Source organism: Mycobacterium sp. 1274761.0 (assembly GCF_001668615.1).
Lineage (GTDB): Bacteria > Actinomycetota > Actinomycetes > Mycobacteriales > Mycobacteriaceae > Mycobacterium.
Genome location: NZ_LZMC01000009.1, coordinates 79280 through 100445 on the forward strand (window position 1 = coordinate 79280; position 21166 = coordinate 100445).

Sequence of the window (21166 nt, forward strand, 5' to 3'; positions counted from 1 at the left end):
GGTGAAGCTCATTCGCGTGCTGGCCCTGACGGTGGCAATGGTTGTCGCGGTCACGGGCTGCGGGGGCATCGGCGACACCGTGCGGCGGCTGACACACCCCACCACGGCTCACGACGTGGAGCCCGCCGCGTCGACCGACGGGCTGGTCGCCAAGGCCAGGCCGAGCGTGGTCAAGGTCCACGGCGAGTCGCAGAGCTGCTGGAAGGTCACCGACGGCAGCGGGTTCGTAGTGGCACCGCACAAGGTGATGACCAACGCCCATGTCGTCGCGGGCGCCGAATCCTTCTCTGTCGCCGCTGAGACGAAATCTTATGGCGCTCAGGTGGTCTCCTATGATCCGCAGGCCGACATCGCGATCCTCGACGTGCCTGATTTGGCGGCGGAACCGTTGGAGTTCGCCGAATACACCGCGGGCACCGGGACAGACGCATTGGTGCTCGGCTATCCGGGTGCCGCGTCGTTCACCGCGTCCCCGGTCCAGGTCCGTCAAGTGATCGACCTCAACGGACCCGACATCTACCGGGCGACGATAGTGACGCGCGAGGTCTATCTCCTCGTCGGTTCCTTCGCGCAGTCGGGTGCGAGCGGGAGCGCTCTCGTCGACCTGTACGGCCACGTCCTCGGCGTGTTCTTCGGTGCGGGCACCAACGATTCGACAACCGGCTTCGCGATGACCGCCGAAGAGGTGGCCCCGCAGATGGCACGGGTGCATGGGCGACAGCCCGCCGACACCGGCGGTTGCGTCATCTGAGGAGCGACGGCATGACGACGGCATCCCAGCGCACCCCGGAATCGCCGCGCACAGGCCGGGATACATATCGCTATCTGCGCGCCGGCATGGCCGTGGTGATCGTCATGCTGTTCGCAGCCATCGCCATTGACAGCCTGCCCACCGACTGCTGGCAGAACTCGATCAGCGCCTACTACTACACCGCCGCACGCAACGTGTTTGTCGCGACGCTCTGTTGCCTCGGCATCCTGCTGATCGTCTACAAGGGCAGCAAGGACACCGAGGACGTGCTGCTGAACCTGGCAGGCACGCTCGCGTTCATCGTTGCGTTCGTCCCGATCCCGCTGCCCGATAACACCGGCTGCCAACAGGTTCTGCCCACGGCGGATGACAGGTCGGCGGCGATCTCCAACAACGTGGGCGCCGTGATCGTTGCGTTGGCGGTGGCGTGGACCATCACCGCGTTCGTTTACCTCGTCGACAGAGAATCGCGGTCGGAGACCAGCCGGTGGGGCAATGGGCTGCGAGCGGCATCGGTGCTCGTCGTCGCCGCCTTCATCATCGGATTCTGGTGGTTTCCCGATGAATTCGAGGCGACGGCGCACTGGGTTGCCGCGGTGTTGATCTTCGTCATCATCGGTGCCGTCGTCTTCATCAACGCCTACCTGGCCGGCAATCAGGACATGCAGGACCCGTTGAAGCGGGAGCGCTACCGGCGCGTGTACCGGGTGATCGGATGGATGATGGTCGGCTCAGTGGCCGGCGCCATCGCGATGGCCGTCATCGGCAGGCTCTCTCACCCGCACGGCGACGCGTGGAACATCCCGATCTTCGCCCTAGAGACCGCCCTGCTGCTCGAGTTCGCGCTGTTCTGGACCGTTCAGAGTTTCGAGCTCTGGAACCATGCCGACCGAAACACGTTGATCTCCAGAGAGAACCAGGAAACGCTCGCCCCGCTGTAACTCCGTCCTCAGGCCTGCTGTTGGACGCCGAGGACACGCAGAAGATCGGGCTTCATCTCCTGCAGTTGCGCGCCCCAGTATCCCCAGCTGTGGGTGCCGTTGGTCGGGAATTTGAAGATCGCGTTGCGCCCGCCTGCGGCCAGGTACTTCTGCTCGAACTCCTTGTTCGTCTGCAGTGTGATGTTCTCCAGGTACTGGGCGCTGAACATGGTGCCGAAGTTGCCGTCGTTGGCGTCCAGATCTGACATGGCTCCGTTGCCGCAGTAGATCCACAGCGCGGTCCGGTTGGCTACCAACGTGTTCACGTTGACCATCGGGTCATTGCGGCGCCAGGCGGGGTCGCTGGTCGGCCCCCACATGTTCATCGCGTTGTAGCCGCCCGCGTCCTTCATCGACAAGCCGATCAGGGTCGGCCACAAGCCCTGCGATGGGTTGAGGTATCCCGACAGCGAGCTGGCGAAGATGAACTGAGCCGGATGCCAGACGGCGAGCGTCAGCGCCGCGCTCCCCGACATCGACAGTCCCACAACGGCATTGTTGTACGGATCCTGGCCTTTGTTGGCGGCAAGCCAGGCGGGCAGCTCCTGCGTCAGGAAGGTTTCCCACTTGTACGTCTGGGTGCCCGCGCTTCCCACCGCGGGCTGATACCAGTCGGTGTAGAAGCTGGACTGGCCGCCGACGGGCATGACCACCGAGATGCCCGACTGGTAGAACCACTCGAACGCCGAGGTGTTGACGTCCCAACCGCTCGCGTCGTCCTGCGCGCGAAGTCCGTCCAACAGGTAGACGGCATGCGGCCCGCCGCCCTGGAACTGGACCTTGATGTCACGGCCCATGGACGGTGACGGAACCTGCAATGACTCGACCGGCAGCCCGTCGCGGGAGTAGGCCGATGCGGTGTCCGCCTGAATCACACTGACCACCACGGTCAGCACGGCCACCACCACCACGGCGACTGCATACAACCACGCTCGTAGGGTTCTGCAGGCCACGTGCTCCACCAACACCGCCACACCTCATCCGTCTCGGACTCGCCTTCGCGCAAGGTAGCAACGGCATCCGAGCGAATCCGACGCGGCAACGCCGCGCGTGATCGGCTTGTTATCAACAAGTTCTGTGATCGTGAGCGTCAGTGGCGTGAGCAGTCCAGCGAGACGGTGATGGTCCGCTTCACCACCACGGGAACGAAATCACGATCGCCGCGGCCGCCGACACGCACGAGTTCGGTTCGCTCGCGCGGGTTGCGGACGTCGACGACCTCGCATTGATTCAGCGGTGCGCTGCCGATGCGGTCAAGCTTGACGTCGAAGCCTTGGGCCTCGAGCTGGCCGATGGTGATGGCGGCGGATTCGGCATAGGCGGGAGCGGCCAAAGAGAGTGCCGTTACCGCGAGTGCTGAGCCAATCAGGGCCGAACACATGTAGTTCTTCATGGGCCCATGCTGCTGCGAGCGCGCGGGTCAGCGCTTGGAGGCGATGTGGAGATTGTTGGAGATTGCCGGTAGGGCTAGCCCGATGCGATCACCGATGCCGCGCTCCACGGGGCGAACGGCGTTGCGCTGTCGGCGCGGTAATCCTGCGGCAGGTCGTCGATGACGTGCCAGGTGGCGGCCAGCCGCCCCAGCCCGACGCACATCGCGCAGTGCAGCCCGAGCGCGACCAACTGATCCTCGGTGAAATGCGCGCGGAGCTGGTCGTACACCGCGTCGTCGATCGCCAGATGGTTGGTGGCGAAAAGGTCGGCGAACCTCAAGGCCGCACGCTCGGCGTCGGTCAAATCCGCTGCCTCGGCAGGTTTCTCCAACGAGCACACCAGGTCCTCGGTGACGCCGTCGTCGACGGCGCTCTGGTATCGGATCGACATGCAACTGCGGCACTGGTTGTGGAAAGCGATACGCAGCCGGACCAGCTCCATCAGCCGCGGCGACAACGCACCTGTCTCACGCAGCGCGACGGTGACGCCGCCGATCGCGGCGGCGACGTCGGGCAGCCGCGACATGATGCCTGCGACACCGAGGTTGATGCGATCACCTTGACCGATATCGGTGGTCGGTATCGCCGCGAAGTCGTCGGTCGGCGTTATGCGTGCCATGGGATCTCCGATCGCCGGGACCATGCGAGCGTATGCCCTTCGTCGACCGATACCGCTACGTATGCGGCAATTCGTCTTTCCACAGCTGCAGCACGCGCACGTAAGGGTCGGGCTTGACCGACAGCGCGCCGACGAACGGATGCTCGAGCGCGAAAATGAGGTACATGACAAAGCCCATCAGGGCCGCCGTCAGCGCCACTCCGACGGCATGGATCAACAGGTCGCGAGTCCCGAACATGAAGGTGAACCCCATGACGACCGCGCCTCCGCCGATGAGCAGTACCCAGAGTTCTCCGGGAATCGCCGAGTCACCCGCCGAGACCCGTAATTTGCGGTTGGCACTCAGATTGTTCAGCTGCTCGATGTCGTGATCGAAGAACGAAATTTCGTTGCGGGTCTCCGGCTGGACTTTGAGGAATGCGGCCCATACCTGGGTCATGTGCTCGGACTCCTCCTCGATGGGCTCACCCCGCCGCATCCTGGGCAGTTCGTCGTTGATCAGGTCCTCGGTGTATGCGACGAGGGTCCGTTGCACTTCGGGCTGGTACACATCTGGTAACGCGGTCGAGTCCCGCAGCAGATCGACGATTGAGCTGGCCTCGGCATCGGTGGCGTTTTCGGCCTCCCCGAACTGCTCCCACACCACGACGACGACGAAGGCGACAAGCACCGCGTACAGAACGCCGGCAAGCTGAAATACCTGGCCTGAGACCGCATTGGCATTCTCGAGCCGTTCGTGAGAAACCGCCTTGCGGAACAGGATCAACCCGCCGACGGATACGACGACGAAGAATGCCACTGTCATCAGTCCCAGTAACGGCGCAGGGATCTGCAGCAGCCTGAGCACGACCACCCCCCTTTGGTCGCGGACCCCCGTCCGCCCCGTGGGGGATTCTAAGGGTCAAATCGCCGCCAGCCGCGATTGAGGCAGATGCCTCATGTGCTAAAGCGACAAAGCGGCGGAGGGTTAAGACATGACCCGTTTACTCACAGTCGGTTACGGGGCCGCGAGCTACGTCCTGTTCCTGGCGGCCTTCGTCTATGCAATTGGTTTCGTGGGCGGCATCGGCGTGCCGCGCAGCGTCGATCACGGGATCGACGCGCCCATTGGTCAGGCAATCGTGGTCAACATGCTGCTGCTTGGCCTCTTCGCCGTCCAGCACAGCGTCATGGCCCGGCCCGGGTTCAAACGCTGGTGGACGCGCTTCGTGCCGCAGCCCGTCGAGCGCAGCACGTTCGTCTTGTTGTCGAGCGCCGTGCTGATTCTGCTGTTCTGGCAGTGGCGGACGATGCCAGCGGCCGTCTGGCATGTGGGGCCACCCGCGGGCCGGCTGGCAGTGTGGGTGTTGTTCTGGGCAGGCTGGGCGACGGTCTTGGCGACCACGTTCATGATCAACCACTTCGACCTGTTCGGCCTTCGGCAGGTGTATCTGGCATGGCGCGGAAAGCCGTACACCGACTTGGCATTCCGCACGTCGCTGCTCTACCGGCTGGTGCGCCATCCCCTGATGCTCGGCTTCATCGTCGCCTTCTGGGCGGCGCCGACCATGACCGCCGGACACCTGCTGTTCGCCGTAGCCACCACCGGCTACATCCTCACCGCGATCCAGCTCGAGGAGCGCGATCTCGGCGATGCGCTGGGCGCGCAATACCGCGACTACCGCAAAAACGTGCCGATGCTCATACCCCGACCACGGCGTCGGAGTGCCTAGCCGCCGGGCGGCGGCGCGGGGGCGGTTGTTGTTGTCGTCGTCGTTGTTGTCGTCGTCGTCGTGGTCGTTGGTGACGGCGTCGTCGTGGTCGTGGTCGGCGACGTCGGTAATGTTGTCGTCGGACTCGTGGCGGGAGCCACGGGCGCACCAGTGGTCTCCGTGACGGTCGATGTGCTCACCGATGTGGCGCTGGCCGAGGCGGGCGCCAGGACGGCGCAGGCAACCCGTCCACCGGAGTCACCTGTTGCCAGCGTCTCGGCGTCGGGACCAGGGACACCATCGTGGGTGTACCGCTGCGGGATATTGGCGAAATTATCCGCGTTGGCGTGAATGATCAGGGCGGATCCTTGGGGGCCTTTGAGATCGTCGGCCTTGAACGCGTCGGTGGTTGCGACCACCTTGCCGGAGCCATCCGAGCGAACGTTGAGCGGGGTGAGGTCGCCGCTGCTGTGAGGATGGTCGGTGCTACCCCCAACCTGTAAATGTCCCCCTGCGGAGGTGAAGTCGCCCTCGCATTTGCCCACCGAGTGGATATGCATACCGTGGCTGCCGGGCGAGAGCACCCCGGATCCGACGGTTTCGACCGTCACCGTCGCGTAGCCACTGGTGAAATCGATAGTGGCATTGGCGACGGGCTTACCGTCGGGCGTCTTCACTTCGGCTTTAATGGTCTGCGCGGACGCGCCCGATGTCGTCGTCGTCGTCGTTTTGTCAGTGCTGGACTGGTCGGAATTGCAACCCGCCAACAGTGCGACGGGCGTAGCGAGCAGGGCGGCTGCTGCGGATGCACGGATCAACATCAACAGGGGGTACCCGGACCCGCGAAAGAATATTGACCAAAATTCGGCTCAGCCGGAAGGACGCAGGCGGACGGCAATCAGGCAGAGGTCGTCTTGGCGGGGCGGCGAGGCCAGCGTGTCGGTGAGGTGGCGGCATCCCTCGGCCAGCGGGATGTCGGGCGGCCAGCCGGCCAGCATTTGCTGCGCGAGCGCGATGCCCGTCTCGACGTCGCGACGGCGACGCTCGACCAGGCCGTCGGTGTACATGATCAAAATGTCGCCGGGCTGCAGCGTCACGTTGCCCGCGGTATAGCTGGCGTCACGGATGGGCCCGAGCACCGGGCCATCGGCATCGTTGAGCCGCACCACTCTTCCGTCGCGTGAGCGCCGCAGCAGTGCCGGTGGATGTCCGGCCAGACCGTAGGACAGAGTGCCCGCCAGCGGGTCGAAGACAGCGACGGCCATCGTTGCGAACCGCCCGTTGCTGGCGTGGGCGGTGAACGTGTTCAGCTCGGCCAGCAGTTGGGCGGGCGGCAGGCCCTGCAGGGCCATGGCGCGCGCGGCGCTTCGCAATTGCGCCATGTCTTCGACGGCGGGCAGGCCGTGGCCGACCACGTCGCCCACCGCGAGGTAGGTCTTTTGCTTCGGCAGCCGCATCACGTCGTACCAGTCACCGCCGAGGCCGTGCTCCCCGTCGGCCGGTTCATAGGTGACGGCCACGTCCAGTTCGGCGACGTCGGCGGGTTCGTTGGGCAGCACCGCGGCCTGCAGAACCGCGGCGCGGGCATGTTCGTCGGCGTACACCTGAGCCCGCACCAGCGCCTGCCCGACCATGGTGGCGACGGCCGAGATGTACGCCAACTGCGCGGCATCGAGCGGTTGCGGCTCGGTCCACATCATGGCGAGCACGCCGATCGACTTGGCACCAGAGGTCAACGGCCAGTTCACCAATGCTTCTGCGCCCGTCAGCTCCATCATGTCCGCGTAATCGGAATACCGCCGCTGATACTCCGGGGAGGTGCTGATCACCACCGGGTGCGCACTGTTCACCGCCTCGGTCGCCGCCGTGCGATCCTCGAGCGAAATGCCGTCGCCGAATGTGTCGCGCGCCAGCGGCGGGTACCCCGCGGCCTTCACCCACTCCAGGCGCCGTCCGTTAGGGGTCAGCAGGCCCAGCGCCACTGCTTGCGCGCCAGCGTCATTGAACAACTGCTTGACGACGGCGTCGCCGATTTGACTCGGCGTGAGCGCGGCCGAAAGCCGTTGTGCCAGTTGCGCGAGGATCTGCAGCCGGTCGCGTTCGCGGCGGTCGGCTTCGTACTGCCGGACCGCGGCGACGCGTCCGGCGGCTTCCTGCGCGATGAGCATCCCGATGAGCACGATGACCGCGATGAAGCCCTGTGTCACCGCCAGCCGCGTCGGGCCGCCCAGGTGTAACTCGGCAAACGGGCCGTGGCCGGAGGCCGTCATGTAGTTGACGGTGACCGCCAGCACCGCTCCGGTCAGCGCGGCGCCGATTATGTGGAGCCGGATCGCCGCCCACGCCATCACCGGAAGCAGTAGCAATGTCGGCGGCGCTTGCCACCAAAGTGCGGTCAGCGACAATAATACGGTGGCCGCGAGAACCAATGTGGTTTCCGCTAGCCGCGCACGCAGTAGGTGAGATTGCTTGGCCCACAAAAGAATTGGTGTGCCAACCACCAGGGCGCCGATCCCGTCACCGGCCGCCCAGTGCAGGGCGGCGTCGGGCCAGAAGGCGTCGTTGGACACAGAGCCGACCGCGCCGCCGATCGCACCGCCCACGACCGGGCCGATCAGACATGCGCCGGCGACGAACTTGACCAGATCCGCCCGAACCCGAAGGTCCGGCGCGCCTCGGCACCACGCCCCGACGAGCACCGCCCCGACCGCCGGCTCCACAGAATTGGCCAACGCGAATCCCGACGCGACCGCGATGCCCGCGCCGTAGTAAAGGTCGACGACCAGCTCCCCCGTGATAATCGCGGCGATGACGACCGGCCAGCGCCATCGCGGGGTCAGCAGCATCGCGGCCACGGTCACGCCGGCGGGCGGGAAGAACGCCGGGTCGGCGGCGGCGCCGAAGGACTGCCACGACAGCGCCGCGCCGACGAGGTAGGCCAGCGCGACCACGGCGAAAAGGCCAAGCGTCGGCCGCCAATTTCCACGACGGTTCGAGCGTGCGCTGCCGCGCCGCTTACTCGGCGTCACGCGGGCCGACGACACCCTCGAAGGGTATCGACACTGCCGTCATCGCGGAGCGTTACTGCCGGTCAGGCTGCACGCGGCCGGTGCGGGCCCAGCCTCTATTAGCTGCGTCCTCTAATATCTACGTATGAACGCAGGTAAGGGACAAGGGCGCCTCGGTGACGACCAATCAAGCCTGATCGTCGAGGTGTTCCGCATGCTTGCCGATCCGACCCGCGTCCAGGTGCTGTGGGCACTGGCTGACGGCGAAATGTCGGTGAACGAACTTGCCGAGCATGTGGGCAAGCCAGCGCCGTCTGTGTCGCAACATCTGGCGAAGCTGCGGATGGCTCGCTTGGTTCGCACGCGGCGAGCGGGAACCACGATCTTCTACAGCCTGGAAAACGAGCACGTCCAGCGACTCGTGGTCGATGCGGTGTTGAACGCCGAACACGCCGGTCCTGGTGTGCCATCCCATCACCGAAACGATCCCGCGATCCAGCCAATCGGCAGCGCCACCCCGATCAACAGAAGCGCGACCTCATGACTCACCAACGCACCGAAACCTCGACCAACCGGGCTCCCAGCGATCACGACCATCCCGAAGGATTACGCGGAGTCGTGAAGGGAATCTTCGCTCCGCACTCCCATGATGCCTCCGAGAGCCTCGATGACGCTTTGGAGTCCAGCGCTGCTGGGATCCGTGCCGTCAAAATCAGCCTGCTGGTGCTCGGTGTCACCGCTCTCGCGCAGATCGCCGTCGTAGTGATCTCCGGGTCCATTGCGCTCGTTGCGGACACGATTCACAACTTCTCCGACGCGCTGACGGCGATACCGCTATGGGTCGCGTTCGCGTTGAGCACCAAGCCTGCAAATCGTCGCTACACCTATGGTTTTGGTCGCGTCGAAGACTTAGCGGGCCTATTCGTCGTCGCGATGATTACGATGTCGGCCATCATCGCAGGCTACGAGGCCATCATGCGGCTGATCCATCCGCAGCCGATCCAAAACGTCGCCTGGGTAGCCCTAGCCGGGTTTATCGGGTTTATCGGGAATGAATGGGTTGCCTTCTACCGCATCCGCGTTGGGCGTCGGATCGGTTCTGCGGCATTGGTCGCTGACGGTCTGCACGCGCGCACCGATGGCTTCACCTCACTCGCCGTCGTCCTCGCCGCGGCCGGCGTCGCTCTGGACTTTCCCCTGGCTGACCCCATCATTGGGTTGATCATCACCGTGGCGATCCTGGCGGTATTGCGCACCGCTGCGCGCGACGTATTTCGTCGCTTGCTCGACGGCGTAGATCCAAAGCTCATTGACGCCGCTGAATCCGCGCTGGCCGGTAGGCCAGATGTCCGCGCCGTTCGTAGCGTTCGGATGCGATGGATCGGTCATCGCCTGCATGCCGACGCCGAATTGGACATCGACCCGGCTGTGAGCCTGTGCGATGCGCACCGTATAGCCCATGACGCTGAGCACGAACTCACCCACGCAGTACCCAAACTGACCACCGCGCTAATCCATGCCTATCCCGCAGATGTCGGCGATGCAGCCGCCGCACACCGCAATAGCCGCTGATCGAGTCCCGCTGCAATTCGCTTATCGTTCGTCAGCTCCGTGGGTCGATTGGTACGCCGCCCAGCGATTCGGGTCGGCCTCCAACGCAGCCCGGTCCCAATGTGCATTGACTGCCGCGGCTTCGTACGTGTCCTGCAAGAAGCCGAGCAGCATCCGATCGGGGTCGGCCGCCTGACGCACCACCTCGTATGGCAAGACGAACTCTCCGAGGTCTGCGCGATAGTGGGCATCTGGAGGACTAACCGGGTGATCGCCAAACCCATCGGGTTCGGGGTAGGCGTAAGCGTAGAACGCGCCTTCCTCGCCCCCTCCCGGCCAGAAGCCACAGCTGCTCAGTTCGTGTGAGTAGCCCTCGATCATGACCCAGTCTCCGCAATTCGGTGCGCCGCCCGGATGAGGCGGTGCTTCGCGACCGGAGAACCGAGTACATGCGAGGTCCATGGCGCCCCAGAAAAAATGCACCGGGCTGACCTTGCCGATAAAGCGCGATCGGAACTGGCCGAGGACGCGATTGGCCTGAAGCAGCTGGCGCCAGAACAGGTTCGCGGCATCACGGTCGTACGACGCGTGTTCATCGTCCTGGTCGAAGGGCAGTGCGGGGTCAACCTCATTGGGATGTGACTGGATGCGCGTTGGGAATCCCAGCTCGTCCAGGCTGTGCGTGATCTGCGAGTAGAACTCGGCGACGGACTTCGGTTCCAGTGCCACGACACGGGTTGGGCCGGTGCTGCTCCGGATCAGCAATTGGTGATCGATGAGATCAAATTCGATATCGAAAGCAGCGGTTGCATACGGAATCGTCGACGTCGTCAGTCCATGGGGAGTCACGTACGAGGTGACCTGCCACCAGTGATTGATCATGGGCGAATTGACGAGCCGCACTTTGCCGACGATCTGCAGCCACATGTGCAGTGTGTCCCGCGTCGGAGCCCAGTCGTCGACGCGCAGGCTGGGCCACGCATTGCTCCGTTGCGCCATTGTCGTGACACCTCCCGGACCCGGTTCCGCGGCCCGCATGAGCCGTTGTTCAGTCAAGTACTTACTCGTGCTGCGAGCCAGGCGTAAGGTTTTCACGCGCATTGGGCCTTCGCCCACCGCCACTACGGAGGCCCCCGGGGACATCGCCGGCGCGGTGGCTTACCTGCCGAGTCCAGAGGCCGCATTCATCACCGGCATCACCTGGAACGTCGACGGCGGATTCGCCGCCTGAGGCTATGCGACCGTCATGCGAAATGGCGGCCCGCAGCGTGCCATTCATGGATCGATAGCGACGTCATCCGTGGAAAGAGGATCGCTGGACCGAGCCATCGAGCAAGGAAAAGGCGAAGTTCGATTCCTTGCCGCGGCGGCTGTCCGGGGTCGGTCAGGAGCGATTGCACGGTGCGCAGGGTCATTTCGGCGAGTTCACGAAGGGCGGTGGTGTCGAAGCCGTGAAGTTTCCAATCAACATCGAAACGGTGAAAAACGGGCAGGCAGAAAGTGATCGCTGTGTCGGACGTCAGTGACGTGACGGCGTCGCCCTCGTGCCGACGGGTCAGCAGATTCTCCAGTTGTGGATCACCGGCGAGGTTCTCGATGCCGAACGACACACTTTCGACGATGGCGATGACCGGGTCGTTGACCCCGCGTACATGGTTGGCGACCTGGTCGATGAACCCGTTTACCGCACGCATTGAGCTGGCAATCAGCAGTGCGTCGGCATTTGGGAAATAGCGGTACACCGTCTGGCGAGTGACACCGAGCTTGCGGGCGACATCGGCAAGGCGTATCGCTGATCCGTGCTCGGCGACCACTTCGTCCACCGCATCCAGAATGCGGGCAATCGCCTCTTCATCCGAGGCGGGCGTGGACCCCGCCCAGCCGCGGCTACGCATCCGCCGTCACAAGCATTTCGACGTCGAATTCGATGGGAAGTGTTATGGGGCCGGTCATTCCCAACACAGATTTCCATGGGTTCGGTCCGACACGATGGGGAGCGGAGAGACGTCGAGTCAGGACTACGAGTGCTTCCGCCAGTTCCCGGCGCGCGAGGTTCGCCCCGAGGCAGTAGTGCGCGCCGCCACCGAAGGTCAGAATCGCCGGTACTTCCTTGCGCGCGATGTCGAAGCGGTCCGCATCCTCATAGATCGCCGGATCTCGGTTGGCTGCAAAGGTGTTCGCGAATACGAAGGTCCCTGCCGGAAACATATAGCCGCCGAACGCGGCATCCTCAACGGCGACTCGCGGCACGATGCAGCCTGCCGGCGAGTGGCGCATGCTCTCCTCGACCGCCTGCATGGCAAGTTCTGGATGATCGCGCAGCTTCGCCCACTGATCTGGATGCTCGCAGAGCACCTGCACCGAGGCCGCGAGTTGGTTTCGCGTCGTGTCGGTTCCTGCCATCAAGAAGCCGGCCACCAGCATGCGGAGTTCGTCGAGATTCAGCCGATCGCCGTCGCTTTCGGCGCGGATGAGTTCGGAGAGCAGATCGTCGGTCAGATGGTTCCGGCGGGCGGCGACCATGTCGTCGACGTAGGCGTCGAGTTCACTCCATGCGCGCATGATCGCACCTTCATCGAAGGTGGCATCCGGCTGGAAGTTGAGTGCTTTGAAGATTTCCTCAGTCCAATCCGCGAACAGCTGCCAGTCCTCGCTGGGCGCGCCGATCAGCGCGCACATGATCGGGGTCGGGTACCGGCGCGCGATGTCTGTCACCACGTCGCAGTGTCCAACGTCGATCACCCGATCGATCAGCCCGTTCACCACCTCGTGGATCGTGTCGGTGAGGCGGGATGTGGCGCGGGGGGTAAACGCTTTGGAAACCAATTTGCGCAACCGAACATGGGGTGGGCCGTCGAGGCCCAGGAGGCTGGTCGCCATCTTCTCGAACAACGGACCCGACGTAATGCCCTGCGCCGCCAGAGTGATACCGGGCGGCAAGCGGAACCTGTTGTCACGCAATATTTCACGAGCCAGCTCGTAGGACAGGATTTCGGGACCGAAGGGCCCGATGGCGATCGGCGCGCGCGATTGCGCACTTCGCAGATCATCGAGCAGGTCGTTCGGTGTGGCGGTGAGGCTGTAGTCGATCGTGGGAAGACCGGCTTCGAAGACGTCGGGAGCGGTGCTATGCGCGTTCATCGTGTCTCTCAACCTGCACTTAGAGTGTCATACGGACAGATATCCTCAAAGTGTATGACCAGGGGCCTAGGCGGGTCAATGCAAACAGCGATTTTGTGGAATGCTCTTGCCTTCTGCGTCCACTGATCATACATTTCTCTTCTAAACGTATGTGTTCTGTCCGGCAGGAGCCGGCCGCCGAACCGCGAGTCATCACCGGGAGTGTGGATGCGATCCTCCGCGTGGCGGCTTGCAGATCATCTGACAGCGTCCGGCCAACTCGATCGGTGTTCGTAGAGAGACGTCCTCCGTGTCGAGGCCGCCGGACAAGACCGCCTGGCCTGCGAATGCGACCAGCCCGATTGCACCGCCGGCGACCAGCCCGCCAGCGCCGTCACCATCTACGTCGTGGCCAACAAAGACGCCATCGAGGGCAGCAGCGAGACACCCGCCCACAGCGTCGAGGCCGACGAGCTGTTCCCTGCCGACCTCGTCGCCGAGCTAGCCCGCACCGCTACCCTGGTTCCGGTCGTTCACCCCGGTGACGCGGCGGCCGAATGCCGCTACACCCCATCGCAGCGGTTGGCCGATTTCGTCCGCTGCCGCGATCTGACCTACCGCTTCCCCGGCTGCGACCGCCCCGCCATCGGCTGCGATGTCGACCATACGATCCCCTACACCCAGGGCGGTCCCACCCAGACGTCAAACCTGAAGTGCCTGTGCAGAATCCATCATTTGATGAAGACATCAGGCACCCAGGCCACGTCTAGCTTTGTTAGCGGCGGACGTGGGCGTCGAAGAAGCCGAAGATACGGTTCCAAGCGTCCTCGACGGCAGTTTCGTCGCGCAGTTGAATGTTGAGCACAAGATTCATTGGGTTAAGCCCTGACTGCATAAATCGCGGCAATTCATTCAGGAAGCCGTGCCCCAGCGTCTCGTACTCCCGAACGTCATGCGCGACGCCGAGCGCTGTCAGCGCCGCTTTTAGGCGGTGCGCTGCGCGCTTAGAGTAGCCATCTTTGCCTCCGAAACTCGCTACCACTGGACAGCTTCCTCGCAATGCATGCTCCGCATCCTCGGGAACCTTGCCGTAGTTAATCGAGGCCACGGCGAAGTCGAACCTGGGTGCAGACATCACCGCGTACCCACCACCCATGCAAAACCCGATCATCCCCACTTGGCCCGTGCAGTCCGGACGCTCGACCAGGGTTTGCCTCGCGGATTCGATGCTTTCGAACGCGGCGCCGCGACCCGTTGCCGCGCCGCGGTATACGGACAGCAGACAGAGCGGTCCACGGCAATGCGCGTACAGGTTCGGCGCGAGCGCGAGATAGCCCCGTTCAGCGAACCGGTCTGCCTGTCCTCGAACATCGCCCCGAAATCCGAACGCATCGTGCAGAACGACGACGCCGGGCCAGGGGCCGCTCGCAGCATCAGATGGAACGGCCAAGTAAGAGGTCTCATGCATGGAAGGGCATCGTAGGTCGAATCGGACGCCGGCGCCGCCATGTAGTGCGCTGGCACATAATCTCGCAGTTCTTCGGCTCTGATGGTTTGGTTCCTATCTAGAATGTCATTCAGCCAGTCAGTAGCACGCCCAGTGGAATGCTCTTCGCCGCTCCACCGTCACGGGAGTTGGGGCGTTTCGGGTCACTGCTGCCCTATCATGAGGCCGTCGGAATCACCCCTTCTGGAGGCGAATGATGACTCAGTCGGCGAGCTCCCTCTATCAGCGGATTGGCGGTTACGACGTGATTGCTGCCGTCATCGATGATCTCTTCGCGATCTTGCATGAGGACCCTGGTTTCGCTCGGTTCTTCGGTGGCCGCAGCAATGACTCGTTCATTCGCAGTCGGCAGCTCTTGGTCGACCAGATGTGCGCCTTAAGTGGCGGTCCGTGCCAGTACATCGGCCGCAACATGAAGACATCGCACAGCGGACTCGGCATCACTGACGCGGAATGGGAAACGAATATGAGCGCCTCGGACGCGGCGCTAGGCAAGAACGGCGTGGGCGACGCCGAGCGCGCTGAATTCCTTGCGCTGTTCGAGCGTTATCGGGAGGACATCGTCGAGGCGTAAGTTAGCATTTGCAAGTGATCTTGATGTGGCATTTCGGGCCGCCGCATCGGTGACGGCTCGCTTGCGACGTCGTTTTTCACCGCCGCTAAGAATTTTCAATCCGTTCTAAGTCCAGTTCCAATTACGAAGTGTTCTTCAGCCAGTCGTTGACACCGGATGCACAGGCCATTTACGCGGTCGAAATCGGTTGAACCGCAACGTACCTCTACGCGACGGCGAAGAGCCGCCATTCGCCGGGCACACCCTTGAGCTCATATGCGCCGCGCTCCTCGAACTCGAGTCCCGACCCGATTACTAGGTCGCGCAGCGTGCTCGATACCAGCACGTCGTTGGCACCGGCGAGTGCGCTCACGCGCGCACCGATGTGGACGCCGATCCCACCGATGTCATCGCCGCGCACCTCGCACTCGCCGGTGTGCAACCCGGCGCGCACCTCGATACCCAGGGACTGCACCGCGTCGCGGATCGCCACCGCGCAGCGGATCGCTCGCTGAGGACCGTCGAACATCGCGAGGAACCCGTCGCCCGAGGTGTTCACCTCGCGGCCTCGGAAACGATTGAGTTGGACTCGAACAATGGCGTCGTGCGCATCGAGCAAGGCATGCCAGTCCCGATCGCCCATCTCCGCCGCGCGACGCGTCGAGTCCACGATGTCGGTGAAAAGCACTGTGGCGAGCACCCGGTCGTCGGCTACTTCGGCCTGCTGGCCGGTGAGGAATTCGTGAATCACCTCGAAAGACGGGCGCCACGGTTCCACGAAGTGGGACAGGTTGCGCCCCGGCAGCTCAACGTATTTCGCGCCCGGTATGTGATCAGCCACGTACTTGCCCTGCTCAGACGGGATGACGGGATCTTCGGCGTGCTGGAGAACAAGGGTTGGCACACGGACTGTCGGAAGGACCGCCCGCACGTCCATTTCGGCCACCAGAGGCTGCATGAGGGCAACGGTCGCTGGGCTCGCCGCCATGCGATCATGTCGGGCCCACGCTGCCCGGATCTCCTCGTTCCACGGCATATCCGGATTGACCACATGGTTCATCTCTCCCGTGCCCCAGGCGGCGACCACGGCGGCAAGGAACTGCTCAGGTGTGGGTCCCTCGGTGCGCTCAGCCCGAGAGGACAAATGAATAACAGTTGGGTTAGCCACCGGATTTGCGTAGCCCTCCAGTACGACGAGTGCGGTGGTGCGAGACGGGTGTGTTGCCGCGAATAGCGCTCCTGTCGCGAACGCGCCGGTGTTCGCGAGGAGGACCGCTTCGCGACTCCCGAGATCGTCCAACACGGCGGTGATGCTGTCGGCCCATTGCTCCAAGGTCGGCAGTGCGCCCGCTATGACCGGATCGGACGCTCCTGTGCCCGGTTGGTCGAAGAAGATCAGCCGACCCAGCGACGTCATCGTCTCGACCCACCCTTGAAGGGACGGTAGCTCCGGAAAATGCTCGCAGCAGGTGAACCAGTTCGGGACGAACACGATGTCGCGAGGACCTTCGCCCGACGCACGATAGGCGACGCGCAAGTGCCCGTTCATCGCATAGCGCGTCTCCGAGAACATTGCGGAAGTCTAAGCCGAGGAAGCCGTCCAGTTTCCGTGTCAGGCGGAAGCGCCAGTAGGAGCGACGGCGCGTCGTGGTTGAAGTGTTCTTCGGCCAGTCGTTGCCATCATCTGCTCAAAACCTTCGGCGGCTGGCGCGACCAACAACTTGCCGACGGCACCGTCCTCTGGACCTCCCCGTCGGGCGACACCTACGTCACCACACCGGCCAGCGCGCTGCTGTTCCCCTCGTTATGTACACCCACCGCAGCGGCGACCGGCTCCCCCGCCCCGGCCTGGCAATCCACCGACCGCGCCGCGATAGTGCCCAAACGCCGACGCACCCGCGCTCAGTACCGCGCCCTACGTGTCGCTGCTGAACGCCGGCTCAACCGCCAAGACCGCGAAGTCGAACGCGGCAGGCGACGCTGGGAAGAAGCACTCGCCATGGCCCACCTGAAAGACGAACCCCCACCCTTCTAATCGAGCGACGCGCCCGCCGGCGCGACGGCACACCGTGCCCCCAGTCGGACTTGAACCGACACTGGGCGGATTTGAGCTCGACCCCGCTGTTCGACCAGACGACGCCTTCTGGCGCGACGCGACCCGAACAGAATCCACAAAGGATGACAATCGTCTGAGCCGGACTGAATCCGCTGGGCCCGGAAGGGGTTGCCAGCATCGCTCAGTAGCTGTTGCAGACGGCGAAGACCTGTTGCAGGACCACAGCGATGCGGGCGCTCTACCCGAAGGATATCGTTCGCTCATCGTTTGAAGGTCGCACGGAGGGTGGCGTGGGCAATCTGAACAGGCAGGCGTCCGACAAGCTGGGCCGGCCACGCCACTTCGACGACGACACTGAACGGGAGATGGTGATGGACGCCGCGGTCCGTCTAATGGCCGACAAAGGGTATACGCGCCTGTCGGTCGCCGACATCCTTGCCGAGGCTCAGTTGTCAACGTCCAGTTTCTACCGTCACTTTCAATCCAAGGAAGCGCTATTGACGGCCATCATCCGCCGCGATGGGGAATCGGCACGACGTAGGCTGCAACGCGTCATAGCAAACGCTTCGGGGCCGGTGGCGGCCCTCGAGGCGTGGCTCGACGGGCTGTTGGATCAGTTTTACGAACCGACAAGAGCCGCGCGTACCGCGCTTTTCCTGACGCCAGACATTCTCAATTCTTATCAGATGAACACCGAGCTGATGGACGAAATGCGTTGGCTTCTTTACCAACCCCTCATCAGAGTGCTGCGCGCTGGACACCGCGCCGGCACCATGTATTCACCGAAACCGGAAGCCGATGCCGTGAGCCTGTTCGCTTTGGTCAGCAGCGTTGCGACGACTTCGCACGCCCACCCGCGCAACAAGAAGTCGGCACGGGCTCAGGCGATCCGGTTCATATGGCCGGCGCTAGGGATCTCCTCAGACACGACATCCAGTAGCAGTAGCCGCAAAACCCGTTCACGCCAGACGCGTTAGCAGCAGGCAGCCCGAGATTGGGCCGCCGCCGTTGGACACCACCGCCACTTCAGGCCCGTGAGGGACCTGCCGCGCGCCCGCCTGTCCCCGCAGCTGCAAAACCGCTTCGTGGATGTAGCCGAATCCGTGCAGCCGCCCGCCGGACAGCTGCCCGCCATTGGTGTTCAGCGGCAGTTCCCCGTCAAGCGCGATCCGGGTGCCGTCCTCGATGAACGGCCCGCTTTCGCCGTGGCCGCAAAAACCCAGTGCCTCCAACCATGACATCGTCAGCCAGCTGAAACCGTCGTACAACTCGGCGACGTCGACATCGGCTTGGCGCAGGTCGGTCCGTGCCCACATGTGCTCGGCCGAAGTTCGCGCCGGCATCGTCGTCAGATCTTCCCATTGCTCCCACGAGGGCCGTCCACGCAACGCGGTACCCACCGCCTCGAATTGCGCAACCGCATGGTCGACATTTGATGCATGTTCGGCTACAGACACCACCAGTGCAGTCGAGCCGTCCACAGGAACATCGCAGTCGTAAAGGCGAAACGGCGAAGTCACCACCTTAGAAGCGAGATAGTCCTCGAGGGTCAGGGGAGCGCGAAAAACCGCTGCCGGGTTGAGCGCCGCATTACGACGGGCGTTGAGAGCTATCTGTGCCATCTGCTTATCGGTCGTTCCGTACTCGTGAAAGTGCCGCTGGGCGTAGAGCGCCAACCAGTTCGCCGCGGAGTAGGCGCGGAACGGAATCAACCACTGCTGAACGCCGTCGATTTCGCTGCGCCCGACGCCGATGCCGGCACGCCGCCCGGTGCCCTGTGCCGTCGACTCCGTCACGGTGCGGTACACGAGAACATGTCGCGCCAACCCCATCGATACGGCCATCACCGCGTTGACGACCGCCTGCAGCTGCCCGGGACCCTCGGCACTACCGCTGTGCCACGCCAGCGACAGTCGCAACGCATCCTGCACTTCCGCGGAGCCGGGACCGGAGAACCCAGGAAGACCGTTGACCGCTCCCGGGTACGTAGCTAGGCCATCGATGTCAGCAACAGTAAGTCCTGCGTCGGCGATGGCCTCAAGCGCAGCGTCGATCGTCAGGTCCAGGCCGTCGCGGCCGAGGCGGCGTCCCACCTGCGACTGACCGATACCCGACACGACCGCGCGCCGTTCGGCAGCCGTCATGACGCGACCGGACGAAACAGCGGAAGATATACGGGATCGTGGTCTTCGAAGACCACCTCGACAGACATGCCGATCCGCACATCTTCGGGATCGATGCCGATGATGTTTGTCACCAGCCGAAGTCCCTGCTGCTCAACCATTTCGACCACCGCGATGATGTAGACGTCGCCGGTGCCGTCCCAGGATTGGTGGTTGACTGTGAAGGAATACACAGTGCCGCAACCGGATACGACCTCCGGTGTGATACCTCGCCCGCCGCAGCGTGGGCAGTATGAAACCGGCGGATGGATGAAATACGAGCACGTTTCGCAGCGCAGAAAGCGCAAGCGGCCATCGGCGCCCGACGTCCAAAAGAACCCACCGGGTCCTTGTGTCACGGGCAGTACACGGCCAGCGGAGGGGGGCATAGCGGTTCATCCTTTTAACGGCATGCTTGCGCACTGCGAACCTACACACTATACAAATAAGATTTGATAAATACCGGATGGCGTGCCGCGGGTGCTCGGAAACGCAGCGGCACTTTAGTGGTGAAGGGGAAATCATGACCCAGGAATCGCAGGCTTCTGGCCTGAACCTGTTGGCAAGCCCCGAATTGACCCGGCACCCCCAGCCTACCTACAAGATGCTGCGCGATTCGGCACCGGTCATGCGCGTCGACGGTATCGGCGTGCTGGTCAGCACCTGGGAACTCGTCGATGAGGTCTTACACAACCCACAACTGTTCTCCTCGGCTTTGACCTCGGGCGTCCTGAAGAACGAACGCCCGCTCATCCCACTGCAGGTGGATCCGCCAGCGCATGGGAAGTTCCGCAAGATCTTGGACCCGCTGTTTGCCCCCAAACGGATGAGAGCACTCGAGGCGTCCATCGCAGCGTTGGTCAATCAGCTCATCGACGGCTTCGTCGAGAAAGACGAGATCGACTTCGCCAAAGAGTTCTCGGTGCCGTTTCCCACCCAGGTATTTCTGACCATGCTGGGCCTGCCGCTCAACGAGACGCCCAACCTGTTGGAGATGAAGGACGGGATCATCCGCCCGCACGAAATCACCGGCAAGCCGCTCGGAGACCCTGACACCGACGCCTATCAAACCGCGACCGCGCAATCGATCTATCGCTACTTCACCTCAACCATGCAGGAGCGTAAGCACCAGCGCCGCGACGACATGTTGAGCTGGTTCCTCGAGGCGGAGATCGACGGTGATCGCCTCAGCGATGAGAACATACTCGATATCTGCTTCCTGTTCCTCATCGCCGGGCTCGACACCGTATCGGCCTCGCTGGACTGCTTTTTCAGTTATCTGGCACAGCATCCCGACGCTCGCCGGGGCATCGCCGACGACGAAGCGAACATTCCGTTCCTCGTCGAGGAACTGTTGAGATACGAAACACCGGTGATGGCCGTGGCGCGGGAAGCCACCCAAGACACCGAGCTGGGCGGATGCCCTATTCACGCCGGCGAACAAGTACTGGCGTTGCTGGGTTCGGCCAATACCGACGAAAACAACACGCCCGACCCAGAAGTCGTACGGTTGGATCGTAGAGTCAACCGCCACTTGGGCTTCGGCGGCGGAGTGCACCGGTGCCTGGGTTCACACCTCGCTCGCATCGAACTTCGCACCGCTTTGCGGCTATGGCATCAGCGCCTACCCGATTACTCCATCAAACCTGGCGTCCAACTCGACTTCACCCCCGGTGTTCGCGCCGTGGCGACGTTCCCGATGGTGCTGCACGGAAGGCGCTGACCGCAGTGCGCC

Annotated in this window: 24 protein-coding genes and 1 pseudogene; 11 read left to right on the top strand and 14 right to left on the bottom strand. The window is 63.5% G+C overall.

Annotated features, from left to right (window positions below):
* The first annotated feature begins 1 nt into the window (after position 1).
* Together A5651_RS01425 and A5651_RS01430 are read left to right on the top strand one after the other, a co-directional pair.
* A complete protein-coding gene (locus A5651_RS01425) occupies positions 2-751 on the top strand; it encodes a trypsin-like peptidase domain-containing protein (RefSeq protein ID WP_156662489.1) in 750 nt (249 codons plus the stop codon).
* Between the two features lie 11 nt (positions 752-762).
* Entirely contained in the window at positions 763-1692 is a 930-nt protein-coding gene (locus A5651_RS01430) for a hypothetical protein (RefSeq protein WP_066974806.1), read from the top strand.
* An 8-nt stretch (positions 1693-1700) separates the two neighbouring features.
* Here the strand turns inward: A5651_RS01430 and A5651_RS01435 are convergent, their stop codons facing one another.
* The 4 genes from A5651_RS01435 to A5651_RS01450 all read right to left on the bottom strand — a co-directional run bounded on the left by A5651_RS01435 (position 1701) and on the right by A5651_RS01450 (position 4630).
* Positions 1701-2699, bottom strand: coding sequence for an alpha/beta hydrolase family protein (locus A5651_RS01435; RefSeq protein WP_197496497.1), 999 nt, complete (start codon positions 2697-2699; stop codon positions 1701-1703).
* A gap of 122 nt (positions 2700-2821) precedes the next feature.
* The gene (locus tag A5651_RS01440; protein WP_066974808.1) at positions 2822-3124 is read right to left on the bottom strand and encodes a hypothetical protein; all 303 of its coding nucleotides are present in this window, start codon (positions 3122-3124) and stop codon (positions 2822-2824) included.
* 74 nt (positions 3125-3198) lie between these two features.
* Entirely contained in the window at positions 3199-3783 is a 585-nt protein-coding gene (locus A5651_RS01445) for a carboxymuconolactone decarboxylase family protein (protein WP_066974880.1), read from the bottom strand.
* A gap of 55 nt (positions 3784-3838) precedes the next feature.
* Complete coding sequence (locus tag A5651_RS01450; RefSeq protein ID WP_066974883.1) at positions 3839-4630, bottom strand: DUF4239 domain-containing protein; 792 nt, start codon at positions 4628-4630, stop codon at positions 3839-3841.
* 127 nt (positions 4631-4757) lie between these two features.
* Between A5651_RS01450 and mddA the strand changes: the two genes are divergently transcribed.
* Entirely contained in the window at positions 4758-5495 is a 738-nt protein-coding gene (gene mddA / locus A5651_RS01455; protein ID WP_066974810.1) for a methanethiol S-methyltransferase, read from the top strand.
* Here the strand turns inward: mddA and A5651_RS01460 are convergent.
* Both A5651_RS01460 and A5651_RS01465 read right to left on the bottom strand, forming a co-directional pair.
* Positions 5492-6295: a superoxide dismutase family protein gene (locus A5651_RS01460; RefSeq protein ID WP_066974812.1), complete on the bottom strand. Its 804-nt coding sequence runs from the start codon at positions 6293-6295 to the stop codon at positions 5492-5494. The genes mddA and A5651_RS01460 overlap by 4 nt on opposite strands.
* Positions 6296-6343: 48 nt before the next feature.
* Positions 6344-8518, bottom strand: coding sequence for a SpoIIE family protein phosphatase (locus A5651_RS01465; RefSeq protein WP_231988466.1), 2175 nt, complete (start codon positions 8516-8518; stop codon positions 6344-6346).
* A gap of 109 nt (positions 8519-8627) precedes the next feature.
* On the opposite strand from A5651_RS01465, the gene A5651_RS01470 reads away from it, so the two are divergent.
* Positions 8628-9026: a metalloregulator ArsR/SmtB family transcription factor gene (locus tag A5651_RS01470; protein ID WP_066974814.1), complete on the top strand. Its 399-nt coding sequence runs from the start codon at positions 8628-8630 to the stop codon at positions 9024-9026.
* A complete protein-coding gene (locus tag A5651_RS01475; protein ID WP_066974816.1) occupies positions 9023-10054 on the top strand; it encodes a cation diffusion facilitator family transporter in 1032 nt (343 codons plus the stop codon). Before A5651_RS01470 ends, A5651_RS01475 begins: the two co-directional genes overlap by 4 nt.
* Positions 10055-10075: 21 nt before the next feature.
* Here the strand turns inward: A5651_RS01475 and A5651_RS01480 are convergent, their stop codons facing one another.
* The gene (locus A5651_RS01480) at positions 10076-11032 is read right to left on the bottom strand and encodes a DUF5996 family protein (protein ID WP_066974886.1); all 957 of its coding nucleotides are present in this window, start codon (positions 11030-11032) and stop codon (positions 10076-10078) included.
* Positions 11033-11099: 67 nt separating this feature from the next.
* On the opposite strand from A5651_RS01480, the gene A5651_RS25825 reads away from it, so the two are divergent.
* Entirely contained in the window at positions 11100-11264 is a 165-nt protein-coding gene (locus tag A5651_RS25825) for an SDR family oxidoreductase (protein WP_231988468.1), read from the top strand.
* A 13-nt stretch (positions 11265-11277) separates the two neighbouring features.
* Here the strand turns inward: A5651_RS25825 and A5651_RS01490 are convergent, their stop codons facing one another.
* Positions 11278-11928: a TetR/AcrR family transcriptional regulator gene (locus tag A5651_RS01490; protein WP_066974820.1), complete on the bottom strand. Its 651-nt coding sequence runs from the start codon at positions 11926-11928 to the stop codon at positions 11278-11280.
* Complete coding sequence (locus A5651_RS01495; RefSeq protein ID WP_066974822.1) at positions 11921-13174, bottom strand: cytochrome P450; 1254 nt, start codon at positions 13172-13174, stop codon at positions 11921-11923. The genes A5651_RS01490 and A5651_RS01495 overlap by 8 nt, the downstream gene beginning before the upstream one ends.
* Positions 13175-13489: 315 nt before the next feature.
* Between A5651_RS01495 and A5651_RS24745 the strand changes: the two genes are divergently transcribed.
* Entirely contained in the window at positions 13490-14014 is a 525-nt protein-coding gene (locus A5651_RS24745) for an HNH endonuclease signature motif containing protein (protein ID WP_082943524.1), read from the top strand.
* On the opposite strand, the gene A5651_RS01500 is transcribed toward A5651_RS24745, so the two are convergent.
* Positions 13929-14621 carry a dienelactone hydrolase family protein gene (locus tag A5651_RS01500; RefSeq protein ID WP_066974823.1) on the bottom strand — a complete coding sequence of 231 codons (693 nt, stop codon included), beginning with the start codon at positions 14619-14621 and terminating at the stop codon, positions 13929-13931. The two genes, A5651_RS24745 and A5651_RS01500, sit on opposite strands and share 86 nt — an antisense overlap.
* Before the next feature lie 235 nt (positions 14622-14856).
* On the opposite strand from A5651_RS01500, the gene A5651_RS01505 reads away from it, so the two are divergent.
* On the top strand, positions 14857-15234 hold the full coding sequence (locus A5651_RS01505) for a group 1 truncated hemoglobin (RefSeq protein ID WP_082943528.1): 378 nt from the start codon (positions 14857-14859) through the stop codon (positions 15232-15234).
* Between the two features lie 205 nt (positions 15235-15439).
* On the opposite strand, the gene A5651_RS01510 is transcribed toward A5651_RS01505, so the two are convergent.
* Positions 15440-16786: an adenylate/guanylate cyclase domain-containing protein gene (locus A5651_RS01510; protein ID WP_066974827.1), complete on the bottom strand. Its 1347-nt coding sequence runs from the start codon at positions 16784-16786 to the stop codon at positions 15440-15442.
* Positions 16787-16864: 78 nt separating this feature from the next.
* Between A5651_RS01510 and A5651_RS25165 the strand changes: the two genes are divergently transcribed.
* Both A5651_RS25165 and A5651_RS01515 read left to right on the top strand, forming a co-directional pair.
* Entirely contained in the window at positions 16865-17248 is a 384-nt protein-coding gene (locus A5651_RS25165; RefSeq protein WP_156662491.1) for a hypothetical protein, read from the top strand.
* A gap of 311 nt (positions 17249-17559) precedes the next feature.
* Positions 17560-18246: a TetR/AcrR family transcriptional regulator gene (locus A5651_RS01515; RefSeq protein WP_197496498.1), complete on the top strand. Its 687-nt coding sequence runs from the start codon at positions 17560-17562 to the stop codon at positions 18244-18246.
* On the opposite strand, the gene A5651_RS01520 is transcribed toward A5651_RS01515, so the two are convergent.
* The 3 genes and pseudogenes from A5651_RS01520 to A5651_RS26345 all read right to left on the bottom strand — a co-directional run.
* Positions 18229-19413 (bottom strand): thiolase family protein, encoded by a 1185-nt coding sequence (locus tag A5651_RS01520; protein WP_066974831.1) that lies wholly within the window; start codon positions 19411-19413, stop codon positions 18229-18231. The two genes, A5651_RS01515 and A5651_RS01520, sit on opposite strands and share 18 nt — an antisense overlap.
* Complete coding sequence (locus A5651_RS25830; RefSeq protein ID WP_231988470.1) at positions 19410-19625, bottom strand: Zn-ribbon domain-containing OB-fold protein; 216 nt, start codon at positions 19623-19625, stop codon at positions 19410-19412. Before A5651_RS25830 ends, A5651_RS01520 begins: the two co-directional genes overlap by 4 nt.
* An 81-nt stretch (positions 19626-19706) precedes the next feature.
* Positions 19707-19820: pseudogene (locus tag A5651_RS26345) on the bottom strand (DNA-binding protein); the annotation flags it as partial.
* A gap of 26 nt (positions 19821-19846) precedes the next feature.
* On the opposite strand from A5651_RS26345, the gene A5651_RS01530 reads away from it, so the two are divergent.
* A complete protein-coding gene (locus tag A5651_RS01530; RefSeq protein WP_231988471.1) occupies positions 19847-21154 on the top strand; it encodes a cytochrome P450 in 1308 nt (435 codons plus the stop codon).
* The last annotated feature ends 12 nt before the right edge of the window (positions 21155-21166 follow it).

Excerpts from the sequence above, each read along its gene's own strand:
- A5651_RS01500 (WP_066974823.1), bottom strand. The coding sequence starts at position 14,621 with ATGCATGAGACCTCTTACTTGGCCGTTCCATCTGATGCTGCGAGCGGC.
- A5651_RS01510 (WP_066974827.1), bottom strand. The coding sequence starts at position 16,786 with ATGTTCTCGGAGACGCGCTATGCGATGAACGGGCACTTGCGCGTCGCC.
- A5651_RS01445 (WP_066974880.1), bottom strand. The coding sequence starts at position 3,783 with ATGGCACGCATAACGCCGACCGACGACTTCGCGGCGATACCGACCACC.
- mddA (WP_066974810.1), top strand. The coding sequence starts at position 4,758 with ATGACCCGTTTACTCACAGTCGGTTACGGGGCCGCGAGCTACGTCCTG.
- A5651_RS01490 (WP_066974820.1), bottom strand. The coding sequence starts at position 11,928 with ATGCGTAGCCGCGGCTGGGCGGGGTCCACGCCCGCCTCGGATGAAGAG.
- A5651_RS01460 (WP_066974812.1), bottom strand. The coding sequence starts at position 6,295 with ATGTTGATCCGTGCATCCGCAGCAGCCGCCCTGCTCGCTACGCCCGTC.
- A5651_RS01470 (WP_066974814.1), top strand. The coding sequence starts at position 8,628 with ATGAACGCAGGTAAGGGACAAGGGCGCCTCGGTGACGACCAATCAAGC.
- A5651_RS01520 (WP_066974831.1), bottom strand. The coding sequence starts at position 19,413 with ATGACGGCTGCCGAACGGCGCGCGGTCGTGTCGGGTATCGGTCAGTCG.
- A5651_RS01495 (WP_066974822.1), bottom strand. The coding sequence starts at position 13,174 with ATGAACGCGCATAGCACCGCTCCCGACGTCTTCGAAGCCGGTCTTCCC.
- A5651_RS01475 (WP_066974816.1), top strand. The coding sequence starts at position 9,023 with ATGACTCACCAACGCACCGAAACCTCGACCAACCGGGCTCCCAGCGAT.
- A5651_RS01440 (WP_066974808.1), bottom strand. The coding sequence starts at position 3,124 with ATGAAGAACTACATGTGTTCGGCCCTGATTGGCTCAGCACTCGCGGTA.
- A5651_RS01480 (WP_066974886.1), bottom strand. The coding sequence starts at position 11,032 with ATGGCGCAACGGAGCAATGCGTGGCCCAGCCTGCGCGTCGACGACTGG.
- A5651_RS01430 (WP_066974806.1), top strand. The coding sequence starts at position 763 with ATGACGACGGCATCCCAGCGCACCCCGGAATCGCCGCGCACAGGCCGG.
- A5651_RS01505 (WP_082943528.1), top strand. The coding sequence starts at position 14,857 with ATGACTCAGTCGGCGAGCTCCCTCTATCAGCGGATTGGCGGTTACGAC.